Consider the following 16,665-nt stretch of genomic DNA (forward strand, 5'->3'; position numbering starts at 1 on the left):
ATCTGTGAGTTAATGCCATAATTTGATATCTTTCCTCATATCGTCTCTAATAGACGCTTATTCCAATGGAAGGAAAAATCATGACCCGGACCAACACAGATCTATCCAATACACAACACCCCTTTAATTTCCACGGTAACGCCACAGAATTCTTCGGGATCTGGATCGTTAACATCCTACTGACTATCGTCACCTTTGGCATCTACTCCGCCTGGGCGAAAGTCAGAACCAATAATTACTTTTACGGCAATACTGAGTTAGATGGCGATCGTTTTGAGTATCTTGCTAAACCTATGCAGATACTAATTGGGCGTATCATCGCCGTTGTCGCGCTAATAGCATGGACCATCTTGTCTGGCGTTCACCCAGTTGCCGCTATAGCTTGTGGTGCACTGCTGACCTTAGCTATCCCTTACTTATTGGTAAGAAATATCCGCTTCGATGCTAGGATCACACGCTTTAGAAATGTGCGTTTTAATTTTGAAGGCAGCTACTCAGGCGCTTACCTTAACATCTTAGCCAAACCATTAGCCGCTTACGCCATCATCATTGGAAGCTCAATGGGCTTTGGTGCTCTGCTTATGGAGAGCCATCCTGCCATCGCAGTAACTGGTGGAATACTGCTATTTACCTTAACTGGGGTCTTTGGTTATGCCTGGGTAATGACCGGAATGGCAAACTATGTCGTCAACGGTTACCGATATGGTGGTAAGCAATTTAGTGCTGAATTAGACATGGGTGAGTACGCAAAAATTGCCGCACTCGCGGGGGCTCTATTTCTCGGTTCCTTTATTCTCGGCTTTCTTATCATTTTAGGTTTTGGAATGTTTGATACTATCGCTTCGCTTTTTTCAGGTGAAACCCTCGATCCAACTAACCAAGCGTCATCATTTTTCGCCCTTTTCGCTGGCTATATCTACATGTTCTTTATCGGCTTTGTTATCGCGGCATTTATAAAAACTCGCATTCGTAACTATCTCTTTAGCAAAACTCAAATAGATAACAAGTTACAACTGGTGTCCAATATGACATTAGGGGGTTATCTGTCACTGATAATCACCAACCTGCTGATAGTGGTCTTCACTTTCGGTTTAGGTCGCGCGTGGGCTGATATCAGACGCGCTCAATACATGGCAAGTATTACTCAAGTCGATGGCGATCTGGCTCTAATGGCTGTACAAGATCATAATCAGGAAACCAATAACGCCATTGCCGATGAGATGGTTGATGCCTTCGATATCAACCTAAACATCATATAATACAGCCAGATGAACGAAACCATAAAGGGGCACCTAATGGCGCCCCAAAACTCCACAAAGCATGCGGCCGAGCTTATCCTAGGTAGTAACGGCTACCTTATCCTAAAAAGCGAGGCCCACCAGCACCAATGTCAACTGGAGGAGGTCGCGCTCTCAGATGCCATCGGCTCAATGCCCAGAAGTATCACCTTCTCAACTGGCTGGGTATTTATCAGCAGTGACGGAAACAAGCTCAATAGCTGGTTAAACAGTCACTGTAAAACGCCACTTTTAGTTAAGCTTGAGCGTAACTTGCTACTTATCTTTCTGGCCTCGATTATCACCCTATTAACCGCTTATGGGCTCTATGTTTATGGGGTTCCGAAAGCAGCTAAACTTATCGCTAATCAGCTGCCAGTCGAACTCTCAACTGAATTAGGCGAGCAGGGATTAACTATGCTTAACAAGATGGGCTTTGAGGAGTCGAAACTTGAGCAGCAGGAGCGGCAGAAGCTGCGCCAAAGATTTGATGCCCTAATAGAGAAACTCAATAACCAAGGTGTCAAATTCAAGCATAGCCCTAAGATAGAGTTCAGATATGCAGATGGTGGAGCGAATGCTTTTACACTCGCCGACGGCACCATTATTTTAACCGATGCCATGGTCAAACTAGCAAACGAAAAAATGGAGCTCGAGGGGGTCATACTCCACGAACTGGGCCATGTACATCACGATCATGTGATGACAAATATGGTACAGACAGCCATCCTCTCCATTACCGCAGCTATGGTTGTAGGTGACAGTAGCGGTATATCCGATACTCTAGCCAGTATCGCGGTATTAGGTGGAGGTCTAACCTACTCGAGAATTCATGAGAGCGAAGCCGATGATTTTGCCGCACACCAGCTCTATTCATGGCTTCACAGTACAGCGCCTCTTGCGGATCTGTTTGAAAAGCTACGTGGGCAAAAAGCGGTAGATATGCCCAGTTGGAGCAGTACTCACCCAGCGTTAAGCGAACGAGTAGACACCTTAAGAAGCTATAAACCCTCCCTTTAATAAACCCCATTAGCTCCCCCATTTAAAGGGCATAGAACTTTCTATGCCCTTTTTAACTGCTCCATTGACTAAATGTGATCTTGATCATTACTTTATAGCTGCTAATATAACCAAAAGAAATTAGTTATACCCTTATGTTATATATGGGTAACAAAAATAAAGATAAGAGCCCCTATGAGCCAGACAACAAACTTAAGTCAGATCTATCTCGATGCGAATGCGACTACTCCCGTTCTCCCTCAAGCCGCACAAGCTGCAATGGATGCCATGCAAGACCTCTTCGGTAATCCCAGCAGTAGTCACATTACCGGGCTCAAAGCGAAGAATTTAATGGAACAAACCCGTCAGCGGGCCAAGACACTATTAGGCACAGGTGAGGGCAAGCTTATCTTTACCAGCGGGGCTACTGAGGGGATCCAAACCGGAATATTGTCTGGTCTGATAAAGGCTAAGACTCAGATCCAAGAGGGGAGAAAATATAGCATTCTGTATGGCTCAACGGAGCATAAGGCCGTCCCCAATTCATTGGCTCACTGGAATGAGATCTTAGGGATCAACGCCGAGATTAAAGCGATCCCAGTGGATCAGTTTGGCAAACTAGATCTTGAGTTTATTCAAAAAGAGGTGGGCAGTGCATTAATGATCTGCACCATGGCGGTCAATAATGAGACCGGTGTATATCAAGATCTACAGCAACTTGAACTCTGCATAAGGGAGAAAAATCCAGAGGTATTTTGGTTAGTCGACTGTGTTCAGGCTCTGGGAAAGCGCCCACTTAACTTAGCCAAAACCAGCATAGATTACGCGCCATTTAGCGGCCATAAACTCTATGCGCCTAAGGGAATTGGCTTTATCTATATACGTGAAGGTGCGCCCTTTACTCCCTTCATTGCAGGTGGCGGTCAAGAGAGCGGACTACGCTCAGGCACTGAAAACCTGCCAGGTATGGCAGCCCTTAATGTGATATTCCAGATGCTGCTCGACACAGATAACACGACTTTTTACGATCTCAACACACTGAACGATTACCGTCGCCAGCTGAGTCACAGCCTATCCCAAGCGTTTCCCGATATTGTCTTTAATCACCAGTTTAATAATAGTGTCCCTACGACACTGAATTTCGCCGTTCCTGGATTTAGCAGCAAAGAGATTATGGATCTATTTGACGCTGCCAATATCCGTGTCAGCTCAGGTTCAGCCTGCAGCTCTAAGGTCACTCGAAGCTTTGTTCTCGATGCCATGGGATTGCCTGTTTGGCAGAGTGAATCCGCTATCCGCCTCTCGTTTGGTCCCGCTATGAGCCAAGAGGAGGTTGATAGCGCTTGTGCAAGGATCCGTTCAGCGGCCAAAGCACTCACCAATAGCTGTTTAATGCTTGATGACACAGAGCAAACACAAGATAAAACCCCACTCAATGGTTTAGTGCAGCTGCGTTCAGGCTCTAGCTGCACCTGGATCTATGCCGATATGAAGAGCAAACAGGCTCTGGTTATCGACCCCCTTCCAGAACTTGAGAAGCGTATCGATACCCTGCTGCAGTGTCAGCAGTTGACCCCTGTCGCCATCTTAGATACACATGGTCATGCCGACCATATCTCTGGACGTGTTGCATTAGCGAATAAGTACCTTAGCAGTCAACAAACAGACGTTCTTGGCTGGCCAACCAACACAAAAGCAGTGGCAATTGGTGATGAGTCATTTAATGTGCTTGCCGTGGGAGAGCTCTCTTTAATCAAGGTGCCGACACCGGGTCATACAGATGACAGCATCAGTCTGTTATTGAGCTCAGATCCAACGAGTTTAATAACCAGTACCCGCTATGCTTTTTGTGGGGACACCATCCTAATGGGTAGCCTAGGTCGAACTAACTTCGCCTCCAGCAGCTCCATCGACATGTACCACAGCCTAAAACAGATAAACCGCTTAATTGGCCAACAAACCTTGCTATGTGCAAGTCATGACTACAATAACGAATTTACCACCACACTCTCAGCCGAGGTGGTGCGTAATTGCCTGCTTCAATCTGTGCTTACGGGTTCAATTAACCAATCCCAATTTGCAGCAAGAAAAGCTGATCTAGACTCCAATCTAAATGATGAGAAAGGCACAGAGATCCTATGTGGTGCTTACTATGGTGACTGCGATAAAGCTCAAATTAAGGAGTACAGTAGCGATAGTCTCAAACAGAGATTGACAGTTTCTGATAGCGTAAAAATCCTCGATATTCGCGAGCCCCATGAGTATGCGCTGCAACATAAGCTAGATACAGTAAGTGAACAGAGCTCTACTGAAAACAGCTTAAATACAGGCCTTAATATTCCAATGACACGTCTGGTGCAATTTATTCAGGAACATCAGATGGAGAAAGAGTCAGAGTGGGTACTTGTTTGTCGCAGTGGCAGTCGCTCTATGGTTGCAGCACAAGCCATGCACCGACTAGGCTTTACTAATGTCGCACACCTAAAAGGCGGTTATGCGTTAAGCAGCTAATCCCCATAGCTAAATACAGACAGAAACTAAATAGAAAAGAGGCCTATACCCAAGCCACCTCAAGATGCTCGTTTCAGAGCTCCCGTAGGATAGCTGAATAAGGCAGTGATTGAGGATAATGGTTATTCCCTTATTGATATCACTAACGCAGTGCAGTGATTCTACGGGAACTCCCGAAGGGCATGGCGAAAAGCAACATTTTTCTGTGTTATGAAATATTGAATTAGAATAACTAGTCCTACTATTTCATGCCTTGAACTCTGTCACTTCTCGACATGCTGAATCCTGCATTTTGAAGTCGTTTGGGTATAGTGCTTTTTTTTATTTTTCAAACAAGATTATTGCGCATGCTTAAGTCTGAGGCTTTTTCTAAATCGACTCGGTGTACTGCCCTTTATCGAGAGAAACTGACGATTGAAATTGGAGATGTTATTAAAACCACATTGATCGCTAATCACAGAGATTGGATGGTTGGAGTTAATGAGTAACTTACAGGCCTTACCTATCCTCAACTGATTGATAAACTCAGTCAAAGTACGTTCGGTACGCTTTTTAAAGAAACGGTGAAAATGGTTGGTACTCATATGAGCAATAGCTGCCAACTCATCGGCATAGAGCCCTCGGTCAAAGTTACCGTAGATATACTCAATAACCCTATCTAGTTTATCGATCCCTGAGTCAGTTTTATCACCATAGGTAAAAAATCGGCTGGATAACAACTTAGATTGATTATCTTTAAGCATCACATTCAGTAAGTTCATTAGCAGAATATAACGGCTAAAGGGATCGGCATTCTCCATCTGTCGAAATAAACTTAGGGCTTTTTCCGTACTTTCTGAACTGTAAAAGATCCCCCTTGAGGAGCGCTCTAACATCTCCTCTAATCCTTGCATTTCAGGGTGTTCAGCCACTTGTCCATCTAACCAAAGTTTAGGGATCTGAGCAACATAGACTATTTGTGTAGACTCATCCTCGTTGATACTTGAGTGCCAAGTGTGGGGCATATGGGGGCCAACAAAGACCAGATCTAGCTCTGAATACTCCTCAATATGATCGCCAATATACCTCAAACCTTGGCTGTTTAAGGTCAAACAGATCTCATATTCGGGATGGTAGTGCCAATTAAAATCAATATTAGGTAGTTGGTACTTAACAAAACGCCATGAGCAGTTACTCGAAGGGATCACTTTCTCACACATAGGTTTCATTAAAATAAGTCCATTTATTAATGCTCAATTTAGAAAAGTCTAGCTCGCTTAGTAGTTAAGTATATTAGACCTTTTTACAATATATTAACTTTTAATATAGCTAGACTTTATCCTTATAAAGGCAAGATACAAATAATAGCAGTTATTTATAACTGGATATTTATATATATAAAGTAGATATCACTATTAACTAGATAATCAAGTTATAAAATCAAATGGATAGAATAATATATTAAGGGAGTTGAATCGTATAACCAGAGTTAAAAAACAAAGATTAAATTAACCATATAAATAAAAGACCGATTATAAAAATAATTGGGAATATCATTTTTACCTCTGATAACACAAGGAAATAACAGTGAAATTAACAACCCTTACCTGCGCACTATCATTAGCTCTTGCCTCTATTTCATACGCACAAGCCAGTGACAAAACTATCTACTTAACGTTCGATGATGGCCCGATGAATGCGACCCCAGCACTCATTGACACCTTAGATAATGCAGGTATTAAAGCGACTTTCTATATCAATGCTTGGCACTTAGATGGCATCGCTGATGAGAACGAAGATCAGGCTCTTTCTGCACTAATTCAAACATTAAAAAGTGGACATGTGGTAGCTAACCACAGCTATGACCATATGGTACATAACTGTGTCGATGAGTTTGGCCCAACAAGTGGCGCTGAGTGTAATGCCACCGGTGATCATCAGATTAACTCCTATCAAGATCCTGTCTATGATGCCTCTATGTTCAGTGAAAACCTCACTGTTTTAGAGTCTTACATACCAAACATTCAAAGCTACCCTAACTATAAGGCAGCTAGCCTAGCTCGCCTACCATACACGAATGGCTGGCGCTCAAGCGGTGAGTTAAAAGGGGATGGACTATGTGCTACCTCTGATGACTTTAAGCCGTGGGAGCCTGGTTATGTTTGTGATGCTGAAAACCCATCAAACAGTTCAAAAGCAGGTGTTGAGGTATCAAATATTCTTGCTGATAAAGGTTATCTGATCCATGGTTGGGATCTCGACTGGGCACCTGAAAACTGGGGGATCCCATACCCAGCGAACAGCCTAACAGAAGCCGAAGCCTTTCTCGGTTATGTTGATGCAGCACTTAATGCCTGTGCACCGGTAACCATCAACCCTGTTAACTCTAAGACGCAAACCTTCCCATGTGGTGATGCCTTGCACGCAGATAAGGTTATCATCTTAACCCATGACTTCCTGTTTGAAGATGCTAAGCGTGGCCAAGGTGCAACCTTGAACCTACCTAAACTTGCTAAGTTTATTGAGCTTGCACTGGCTGCGGGTTATCAATTCGATACTATGGATAACTATGCACCACAATGGTTAAGCGAAACTAGCTACCAAGAGGGTGACTATGTTACCTACAACAACGCTGTATTTAAGGCCGTTTCTGCCCATACATCCCAAAATAACTGGGCACCAACAGCCAGCTCAAACCTATGGTTAAAGAGCACACCAAGCTCAGTTTGGACTGAAAATGTTAGTTACCAAGCTGGCGAGAGCGTCACTTATATGGGACAGACATATACCGTGATAGCAGACCATGTATCCCAATCTCTTTGGACACCAAATGCCAGCGATACACTGTTCTTGGCAAACTAATTGAACCAATAAACTTACCTATCTAGCGTAAGAGTTGCCCATAACCCAAAAGGCCAGAGATTAAATCTCTGGCCTTTTTACATCCTCTACTTCTTTAACCTAGAATTAAAAACTCTTTCCTATCATAAAGATAACAATAAAAACAAGGGAGGTTGAAAAGTATCAACATTTGATAGTTTAGTATCTCTATAGTGATAAAAGACAGGCAATATAAATCAGATATTTGATACAGCAAAGGATGCTGAAAGATGAATAAGAACAAGCTGATCCTGGCCTTAGTTTTACTGACATTCTTCGTGGTGTCTTTTATTACCAATATACTCGGCCCTCTCTTTCCCTCTTTGATAGCCGACTTTAATTTAAGTCTAGCGCTCGCAGGGTTCCTACCCTTCTCCTTTTTTGCTGCATATGGGGTGATGTCTATCCCCTCTGGGATGCTAGTCGACAAATTCAGTGAAAAGCCAGTGCTCTTTCTGGCTTTCCTAATGGCAGCCTTAGGCTCACTACTGTTTGGAATATCACCAAACTTCTATATGGCGATGCTCTCTCTGTTTCTCATCGGCACAGGCATGGCGATGTTACAGGTAGCCATCAACCCACTGCTACGAGTTGTTGGTGGTGAGGAGCATTTCGCTTTCTACTCAGTATCAGCCCAACTCCTCTTTGGCGCAGCAGGCGCCCTCAGCCCACTAGTCTACAGCAAGGTGGTACTTGCCATCGACGAACCTAACACAAACAGTGCCATGGTCAGCACGCTGCAAGCACTTGTTCCCGCTAATATGACTTGGGTCTCCATGTACTGGATATTTGCGCTTATCTCATTGATGATGTTAATGCTCATCACCTTGCTTAAATTTCCTAAGGTTGAGCGTAATGAAGCGGAGTCCATCGGTGCAGTAAAAGTATATGTATCACTATTTAAAGATAAGAAAATTATCCTGTTCTTTTTTGCCATCGCCGCCTATGTAGGAACAGAGCAAGGAGTTGCTAACTTCATCTCCATCTTCCTGCAACAGCACCACGGATTAGACCCGGTAACCCAAGGAACTGCTGTATTAAGCCAGTTCTGGTTGATGCTGACACTAGGCTGTGTGCTGGGCCTAATACTGGTTAAGTTTTTAGACAGCAGACTCGTGCTCAAACTCTTCTCAATCAGCGCCATCATCTCCCTCACGGCCGCATTATTTGGCAGTAAAACGGTCGCATTAATGGCCTTTCCTTTGATTGGTTTTTTCCTTTCTGTCATGTGGTCAGTCATCTTCTCATTAGCGCTAAACTCAGTCCCCAAGCATCACGGCTCAGTAGCAGGTATTCTCTGTACTGGCATTATTGGCGGTGGCCTTGCCTCACCTTTGGTAGGGGCAATAGCCGACATATCTGGCGACCTTCGTCTAGGCATGATCGTTGTTTACATCACTCTATTTTATATTTTAAGTGTTGGATTCTGGGCAAAACCACTTATCAATAATAAAACGATTAATCTATTTAAAAACAGAAAGGGGGAAACGGTTCAAACAAGTAATTAATAAAAAGTCACAGCATTTTTAATAAAAATAGATAACCATCTTAATTAATCTGTAATTAAAAAATCAGAATAACGTCTAGGTTTAATATGAGTTTTCCTTCACTTGTCACTCTTGATATTGGTGGCACCAAAATCAATGCAGGCCGTTATGTTAACGGTGTAATAGAGGATTCACGATCATTCAAATTTTGCGCTAATGCAAGTTTGAGTGAAATTGAGTGCTTTATTATTAACTGCATTGATGGTTTTTTAATTCAAAGTACAACCGCTATCTGCATCGGTGTACCTTGCATTGTCGATACTCAGCTAGGGATGGTTTATGACGCCGTTAATATACCCGCATGGAAAGAATTTGATCTCAAAAGTGCGCTTCAGCGACGTTATCATTTAGATGTCTATATCAATAATGACGTTAACTGCTTCACCGCAGGCGAACACAGATTCGGTGCTGGGCAAGGTTATGATGACATCATAGGTTTATGCCTTGGCACAGGTGTAGGCGCAGGGTTCATTATTAATAATGAGCTTTATCAAGGTCATAACTGTAGTGCCGGAGAGATTGGTGAAGTCAGTTATCTCACTTCGACTATTGATGAATACTGCTCAGGACGATTCTTCGATCTACATATAGGCGCTTCAGGCACTGATCTGGCAGTAAAAGCAAGGGCGGGTGAAGCTTACGCTATTGAAGCCTACTCTCAATTTGGTCGTCACTTAGCTCACGCTATCAGCCATCTGCTGCTGATTCTTGACCCGCAAGTCATAGTGATTGGCGGTTCTGTCGCTCGCTCATTCGATCTCTTTCAAAAGGAGCTATGGCTAGGACTTGCAGATTTCCCCTATAGTAAAGTAATTGAAAACCTTAACATAGTCCCATCGTCCAATAGAGATACGGCCCTGCTAGGCGCAGCCCAGCTTTACCTTAATCAATGTGATCAGAATAAAAAAACAGAGGCCGCGGCCCAAATAGTTAACTCTAAAGAGCTCTCAGCTGAATCATACCTAACATCACCTCAGCCCTCTTAATAACAATAAAAAGGAAGACAGATATGAGAAGGATCTTAATGGTAAGCCTACTGGCAATGTCATCTGCTCATGCCGCAGCACAGAGCCAGCAAGCTCAAGTCACTGACTTTGCCAAGCACCTTCAAGTTAGCTATGAGCTTTTAAACGCTTCACCTGAACTTTGTCCCCAAGAGCTGGAAAAGTGTTACTACTCTCGTATCCGCTTAACCACTAAAGAGCCATTAAACTTAACTAACTGGAATATCTACTTTAGTCAGCTCACTCCAGTCATTGTCAATGAGTCTTCCCAATTCGATATTGAGCACATTAATGGCGATCTTCACCGCATCACTCCCACTAAAGAGTTCAACACCTTTACTCCCGGCACTGAGTACTCACTCACCTTCTATAGTCAAGGAAGCCAGATCACCCGTTCAGAGTTTATGCCTAACTTCTTCGTTCACACTCAAGGAGGTGAAGCTCAGGTTATCGACAGCACTAGAATTAGGCTCGATCCTGAAACAGGCTTAGAGATCCAGCCATATCTTGAGCCGTTTACCGATAAACAGAAACAGTTCAGGGTCAATAAAAGTGATAATACCCAGTGGGCCGACTCCGCTCTCCTCTATCAACAAACTCAATCGATATCTGAAAGTGTCGATATTAGCGCCCAACTTATCCCTCAACCACAATCACTTATCATCACAGATAAGCATTCTCAAGTAGATCTCACTAAGGGAATAGTGCTTAAAACAAAAGGAGTAAGTAAGCAGTCACTCACCCCAGCAATGAATAGATTAAAGCTGTTAGGAGTAACAGAGACACCTAACGGGCTAGCTGTATCTGTCAATCTATCTCCTGAAAAAGACACGCATCCTGAACAGTACACACTAACCATAGACGCCCAGGGAATACAGGTAGCCGCCCATAGCCAGGTGGGTGCATTCTATGGACTCATCTCGCTGGCCGGGTTAATAGACACACAGAGTTTAACCCTCCCCTATTTAACAATAGAGGACCAACCTAGGTACTCATTCAGGGGCCTACATATCGATGTCGCTCGTAACTTCCTCTCTAAAGGTTTTATCTTAAGCACACTGGATCAGATGGCAGCATATAAATTGAATAAACTGCATCTACACCTTGCCGATGATGAAGGTTGGCGCCTTGAGATCCCAGGCTTAGCCGAGCTAACAGAGGTTGGATCGAGGCGCTGTTTTAATGCACCTGATGACTGCTTGCTGCCTCAACTTGGTAGCGATATCAGCGGCAATAGTCAGAGTGATGGCTATTACAGCGTCGATGATTACCTTGAAATTTTAGCTTATGCGAACGCCCGACATATTCAAGTGATCCCATCTTTAGATATGCCGGGACACAGCCGCGCAGCCATTCACTCAATGGAAGCAAGATACCGTCACTATTTAGCAAAAGGTGATCAAAAAGCCGCTGAGCGCTATCGACTCGTTGAACCTGAAGATAAAACCCAATACAGCTCAATACAGCACTACAAAGACAACACACTGAACGTCTGTTTAGACAGTACCTACCTCTTTATCGACAAGGTTATCGATGAGGTCCAGCAGCTTCACCAACAGGCAGGCACACCATTAACCACCTACCATATCGGGGCTGATGAGACTGCGGGAGCTTGGATAGACTCCCCCGCTTGCGATCAGTTACGCAGTAACTTCAGCGAACAGATTGCAGGACTACATAGCTTAAATGGCTACTTTATTGAGCGTGTTTCAGCCATGTTGGCTAAAAAGCAGATAAAAGTGGCGGGTTGGAACGACGGCATGGGTGAAACTCGCCCTGAAAAGATGCCCAAATCGGTGCAAACCAACTCCTGGTCACAACTCTATAGTCAAGGCCATGTCGCCACCCATAAACAGGCTAACTATGATTGGGATACCATCATCTCAACCCCCGAGGTCACCTACTTCGACTTCCCCTATGAAGCGCACCCACAGGAGCCAGGAAACCACTGGGCAGCCAGAAATATCAGCAGTAAAAAGGTATTCGAGTTTATGCCCGATAACCTACCAGCCCACGCTGAAATTTGGACCGACATCAACAATCAGGCATACCGCTCAGACGATACCACTAACCCACTACGATCAGGGGTAAAATATCAAGGCCTTCAGGGACACCTTTGGAGTGAGATGCTTCGCAGTGATAGACAAGCTCAATATATGCTTTTCCCCCGGCTATTAGCGCTAGCTGAACGTGCATGGCATAAAGCTCAGTGGGAACTGGACTATGACCACTCAGGTAAAGTTTACTCCAGCCAATCTAAACATTTTACCGAAGGTGCGATATATGCAAGAGAGCAGGACTGGCAGAGATTTGCATCCATTTTAGGACGTAAAGAACTGCTCAAACTGGAAAAAGCGGGGGTGTTTTACCGTATTCCCACTGTTGGAGCTAAGTTCAAAAACGGCAAGCTTACCATTAAAACAATATTTCCAGGGATCCCTGTTGAGTATCAAGAAAAATCAGGTGAATGGCTGCCATACCAAGACAATGGCGAGGTGACAAAGCCTCTAAAAATAAGGGCCATGAGCCAAGACTTGAGCCGAAAAGGCAGAGCACTGGCCCTGTAATAATCGGTATAAAACCAAGCTCACAAACCTGAACCTAACAGGGGGATACACTGCTCAGGCTTCCTCTTTTTAGGTTTTGGTTTAGATTTATCTTCACTGCTTTTCACTTTTTTCGGCGCACTCATCTGCTCCTGCCACCAGCTAAGCTCGTCACAGCCATCCCCCTCTGGTGGCTGGGCTTGCTCCTCACACAGTTGATTATCCTCAGGACACTTAAGCCTAATATGCATATGAGATGAGTGCCCCCACCAAGGGCGCACTTTCTGTAACCAAGCACTCCCCAGCTCCGCCTGGCTGCACAGTTGCTGCTTAATCACTGGATGGACAAAAATACGGGCGACTCGCTTATCTAATGCCGCTAAGCGTATCATCACCCCATGTGCATCGGACCAATTTGTGTTCACCTTAAAGGCTTGTCGGTTAACAACATCCAGCTTTTGAGGCTTTTCAACCTCTTGCGCGGTCAATTTTCTGTCAATCTGACGTAACCAGATATCCACATCTAAACCTATCTGATGACTTCGGTGCCCAGAGGTAAAATGACCACCTCTAGGCATAGACATATCACCAATAAGCAAGTCATCTAAACCTGCTTGCTTAAGTGTCGCAGCATACTCATTAATAAAGTTCACCAGATCAGCATGGCCATAGTATCGCTTACGTGAGGTCCTGATCACCTGAAACCCCTCCCCTTCACTCGCCAGCTCTACTCCGCCAGACAAGCAACCATTGGCATAGCTACCGATGGCATCAGAACTTCCATCAAAGGGCTGTTCCACTCGCGCCCAAGGGTTAGCCGATGCCGTAAAACCCAACATTAGATACAAGACACACAGGAGAAGAAGATATTTAGCCATGGCAGATCCAAGGATAATAGGGTCAAAGAGATTAATGAGTCAGCTTATCTAAACTAGGATGTTTTATCAGCTAAGTCTAGCAAGTGAGATCAGCAGCATCATGATAACGAGTACAGTAGTTCATGTTGGCAACCGTATAAAATGTAAGCACTCACTTACGTATTTAAGTCGATATCAAAAACCCGCTTTAACCAATGAGATATATCAGCTCAAGCGCGCTGTGATTTCAGTACACCTTTTGTTTCATTTACATTTGTAAATAGCAATCATTGTTATTGCGCTCTAGCCAATAGCACCTACACTCAATTGAATGCTGTTTAAAACAAATAGCTAAATGGATGATTTAATACAAGGAAGTTACTATGCAGATCCGCGCAAAGCTCTCGCTATTGTTTGGTACTATCACAGCCTCTTTTCTTATTATCGCCTGTATCGCTGTCGGACTCATCGCCTATAAGATGGGTCAAGAGATTATTCATGAGCAAGCAGAGAATCACCTCACCTCAATCCGTGATATCAAGAAAGATCAGATAGAGCGTTACTATTCCACTCTCAAAAGGCAAGTACAAACCCTCTCCAACGATCGCATGATCATCACCGCCATGGAGGAGCTTAAGCAGGCCTACAAAGATTTTCCACAACTGACAGAGGATGGCCGCCAACCTCAAGAACTACAGCGCTATTACCAACAGGAGTTTAGCAGGCAGTTTGATAGCCTAAACCCAGAGGAGAGAATCAATACCAATCGTTTACTGACAGGCTTATCTCCTCAGGCACTCGCCCTGCAGCAGAGTTATATTGCGTTAAATCCCAATCCCCTCGGTGAGAAAGATAAACTGCTTAACGCTGGAGATGGCAGCCAATATAGCCAGCTCCACCAAGAGTACCATCCACATATCAGTGACTTTTTACAGAAGTTCTCCTATTACGATATTTTTCTTATCGATGATCTGACAGGTAATATTGTCTACTCCGTTTTTAAGGAGTTAGATTTCGCCACTTCACTTATCGATGGCCCCTACGCCGATAGTGGTATTGCAGAGGCTTATAGAGCTGCCAATAAAACGGGAAACAGAGATCTTACCGTCATCTCAAATTTTAAACCTTACCTGCCCTCTTACATGGGTCCAGCAGCCTTTATCGCCTCACCTATCTATAAAGACACTCAAAAGATCGGAGTATTGATCTTCCAAGCTCCTATAGATGAGATCAATGCCATCATGACCTTCAACCACAACTGGGCATCGTCGGGACTGGGTGACACGGGTGAAGCCTATCTCATCGATGAAAATCAAAAGATGCAATCAGTCAGCCGTTTCCTGCTTGAAGATAAGCCAGCCTATTTAGCTGCGCTGGCCTCATCTGGAGTCAGCCCAAAAGAGGTAAACGCCATAGACACTAAAAATACCAGCATTGGCCTACAGAAGGTCGACAGTCCAGGAGTTAGAGCTGCACTTGCTGGAGAGCATGGCTTTGCAACATTCCCAGACTATCGTAATGTCGAGGTACTATCTGCCTATGCACCACTGGAGATAGAGGGAGTAGAGCTCGCGATCCTCAGTGAAATTGATGTCGCCGAAGCATTTGCCTCACAATCTGTACTCGCTAGCAATATCACCACTTGGTCTTTGGGGATTATTCTTCTCTTAGTCAGCGCCTCCAGCCTGATCGGTTGGATAGTCGCAGGCCAGATAACCAAACCCATTAACACTGTGGTTAACTCACTCAATCAGATAGCCGAAGCAGGTGGCGATCTGACCCAACGCATCGATTCAACAAGACGAGATGAAACAGGTCGACTGGCCGTAGGGTTTAATGGTTTTGTCAGTAAAATCCACACGGTTATCAGTGATGTAGCAGATAACACTAAAGCGTTATCGGATACCGCCAACTCGCTATCTGTTATTACACAACAAGCCAGTAGTGGTGCCATCGACCAGCAGAGTAATTCAGATGTTATGGCCGCCGCAATGGCCGAGATGTCAGTCACCATTAAAGAGGTTTCACACAACACTCAACAGGCGCTGGATGCGGTCCATGCGGCAGAGTCTAAAGCCGAGATAGGTAAGGTCGAGGTTAAGCACACCATCTCCATGATGACAGAGCTATCAACCCAAGTTGGCGTTACATCGACCGCCCTCACCCAAGTCGTTAACCAGTCCCAACAGATCACTAGCCTACTCAATATCATCAATGATATGGCTGAGCAGACCAACCTTCTTGCCCTCAATGCAGCCATCGAAGCCGCACGAGCGGGCGATCATGGCCGTGGATTCTCGGTTGTCGCCGACGAGGTACGTAGTCTAGCCAGTCGAGTACAGAGCTCAACCGAAGATATTCGCGATGTCGTTGCCAAGCTCAATACCAGTGTCACAGATGCAAACGAAGCGATGTTAATAGGAAAAGATCAAAGTGCTCAGAGTCTTGAGCAGGCTGAGAAAGCTGGAACAGCTCTGGAGGAGATCACCCGCTCGACCATGAATATTGAAGATATCAGCACCATGATAGCCGCCGCGATGGAACAACAGAGCGTGGCAACGGAAGAGATCTTACGCTCCATCACTAACATTAGTGTCGTTGCATCTCAAACCGCCACAGGCAGTGAGCAACAGGCAAACATGAGCGATAATCTGCGCAAGATGGCTGAACAGCTGGATTTCTCTATCGCAAAATTTACGGTTTAATACTCTCTAACACTTAGGCTATATGCAAAAACTACCATTTGACTCGATGAGTGATAGAATTGAGATAAGTTTAACTATAACCCCATACAAGGTAGTGCAATGAACCCAATTCTTGCGATCTTAAAAGAGCACAATGTAACTGATGCGCAAATTAACGAGCTATTTCAGGCGATGACAGACAACCCTATGATGGCCATGGGCATGATTGGACAGCTAGGGATCCAGCCGGAACAGCTACAGCAACTGATGGCGCTTGTGATGCAAAACCCTGCATTAATTAAAGAGGCCGTTGATGAGCTAGGTTTAGACTTCTCCAAAGTCGAAGCGGCTAAGGCACAACTGCAAAACTAGCCTTCAGCG

The 16,665-nt window shown here is 44.5% G+C and carries 11 protein-coding genes; 9 read left to right on the forward strand and 2 right to left on the reverse strand.

What is annotated here, in order from left to right:
* The first annotated feature begins 80 nt into the window (after positions 1-80).
* From K0625_RS06520 to K0625_RS06530, 3 genes are all read left to right on the forward strand, one after another.
* Positions 81-1,259 (forward strand): YjgN family protein, encoded by a 1,179-nt coding sequence (locus K0625_RS06520; protein WP_220108933.1) that lies wholly within the window; start codon positions 81-83, stop codon positions 1,257-1,259.
* Between the two features lie 9 nt (positions 1,260-1,268).
* Positions 1,269-2,297, forward strand: a complete 1,029-nt coding sequence (locus K0625_RS06525) for a M48 family metallopeptidase (RefSeq protein WP_438944491.1) — start codon at positions 1,269-1,271, stop codon at positions 2,295-2,297.
* Between the two features lie 174 nt (positions 2,298-2,471).
* Complete coding sequence (locus K0625_RS06530) at positions 2,472-4,787, forward strand: aminotransferase class V-fold PLP-dependent enzyme (protein ID WP_220108935.1); 2,316 nt, start codon at positions 2,472-2,474, stop codon at positions 4,785-4,787.
* Between the two features lie 338 nt (positions 4,788-5,125).
* Here K0625_RS06530 and K0625_RS06535 read toward each other — a convergent pair whose 3' ends face one another.
* A complete protein-coding gene (locus K0625_RS06535; protein ID WP_220108936.1) occupies positions 5,126-5,995 on the reverse strand; it encodes an AraC family transcriptional regulator in 870 nt (289 codons plus the stop codon).
* A 358-nt stretch (positions 5,996-6,353) separates the two neighbouring features.
* Here K0625_RS06535 and K0625_RS06540 point away from each other — a divergent pair, with 358 nt between their 5' ends.
* The 4 genes from K0625_RS06540 to K0625_RS06555 all read left to right on the forward strand — a co-directional run bounded on the left by K0625_RS06540 (position 6,354) and on the right by K0625_RS06555 (position 12,764).
* The gene (locus K0625_RS06540) at positions 6,354-7,628 is read left to right on the forward strand and encodes a polysaccharide deacetylase family protein (RefSeq protein WP_220108937.1); all 1,275 of its coding nucleotides are present in this window, start codon (positions 6,354-6,356) and stop codon (positions 7,626-7,628) included.
* A gap of 248 nt (positions 7,629-7,876) precedes the next feature.
* Complete coding sequence (locus K0625_RS06545; protein WP_220108938.1) at positions 7,877-9,154, forward strand: MFS transporter; 1,278 nt, start codon at positions 7,877-7,879, stop codon at positions 9,152-9,154.
* Between the two features lie 86 nt (positions 9,155-9,240).
* A complete protein-coding gene (locus K0625_RS06550) occupies positions 9,241-10,179 on the forward strand; it encodes an ROK family protein (protein ID WP_220108939.1) in 939 nt (312 codons plus the stop codon).
* Between the two features lie 23 nt (positions 10,180-10,202).
* A complete protein-coding gene (locus K0625_RS06555; RefSeq protein ID WP_220108940.1) occupies positions 10,203-12,764 on the forward strand; it encodes a beta-N-acetylhexosaminidase in 2,562 nt (853 codons plus the stop codon).
* Between the two features lie 20 nt (positions 12,765-12,784).
* Here the strand turns inward: K0625_RS06555 and mepA are convergent, their stop codons facing one another.
* Positions 12,785-13,621: a penicillin-insensitive murein endopeptidase gene (gene mepA, locus K0625_RS06560; protein WP_220108941.1), complete on the reverse strand. Its 837-nt coding sequence runs from the start codon at positions 13,619-13,621 to the stop codon at positions 12,785-12,787.
* A gap of 362 nt (positions 13,622-13,983) precedes the next feature.
* On the opposite strand from mepA, the gene K0625_RS06565 reads away from it, so the two are divergent.
* A complete protein-coding gene (locus tag K0625_RS06565; protein ID WP_220108942.1) occupies positions 13,984-16,305 on the forward strand; it encodes a methyl-accepting chemotaxis protein in 2,322 nt (773 codons plus the stop codon).
* 99 nt (positions 16,306-16,404) lie between these two features.
* A complete protein-coding gene (locus K0625_RS06570; RefSeq protein WP_220108943.1) occupies positions 16,405-16,656 on the forward strand; it encodes a DUF2999 family protein in 252 nt (83 codons plus the stop codon).
* Positions 16,657-16,665: the final 9 nt, after the last annotated feature.

Source organism: Shewanella nanhaiensis, from assembly GCF_019457885.1.
Lineage (GTDB): Bacteria > Pseudomonadota > Gammaproteobacteria > Enterobacterales > Shewanellaceae > Shewanella > Shewanella nanhaiensis.

Excerpts from the sequence above, each read along its gene's own strand:
- K0625_RS06520 (WP_220108933.1), top strand. The coding sequence starts at position 81 with ATGACCCGGACCAACACAGATCTATCCAATACACAACACCCCTTTAAT.
- K0625_RS06525 (WP_438944491.1), top strand. The coding sequence starts at position 1,269 with ATGAACGAAACCATAAAGGGGCACCTAATGGCGCCCCAAAACTCCACA.
- K0625_RS06530 (WP_220108935.1), top strand. The coding sequence starts at position 2,472 with ATGAGCCAGACAACAAACTTAAGTCAGATCTATCTCGATGCGAATGCG.
- K0625_RS06535 (WP_220108936.1), bottom strand. The coding sequence starts at position 5,995 with ATGAAACCTATGTGTGAGAAAGTGATCCCTTCGAGTAACTGCTCATGG.
- K0625_RS06545 (WP_220108938.1), top strand. The coding sequence starts at position 7,877 with ATGAATAAGAACAAGCTGATCCTGGCCTTAGTTTTACTGACATTCTTC.
- K0625_RS06550 (WP_220108939.1), top strand. The coding sequence starts at position 9,241 with ATGAGTTTTCCTTCACTTGTCACTCTTGATATTGGTGGCACCAAAATC.
- K0625_RS06555 (WP_220108940.1), top strand. The coding sequence starts at position 10,203 with ATGAGAAGGATCTTAATGGTAAGCCTACTGGCAATGTCATCTGCTCAT.
- mepA (WP_220108941.1), bottom strand. The coding sequence starts at position 13,621 with ATGGCTAAATATCTTCTTCTCCTGTGTGTCTTGTATCTAATGTTGGGT.
- K0625_RS06565 (WP_220108942.1), top strand. The coding sequence starts at position 13,984 with ATGCAGATCCGCGCAAAGCTCTCGCTATTGTTTGGTACTATCACAGCC.
- K0625_RS06570 (WP_220108943.1), top strand. The coding sequence starts at position 16,405 with ATGAACCCAATTCTTGCGATCTTAAAAGAGCACAATGTAACTGATGCG.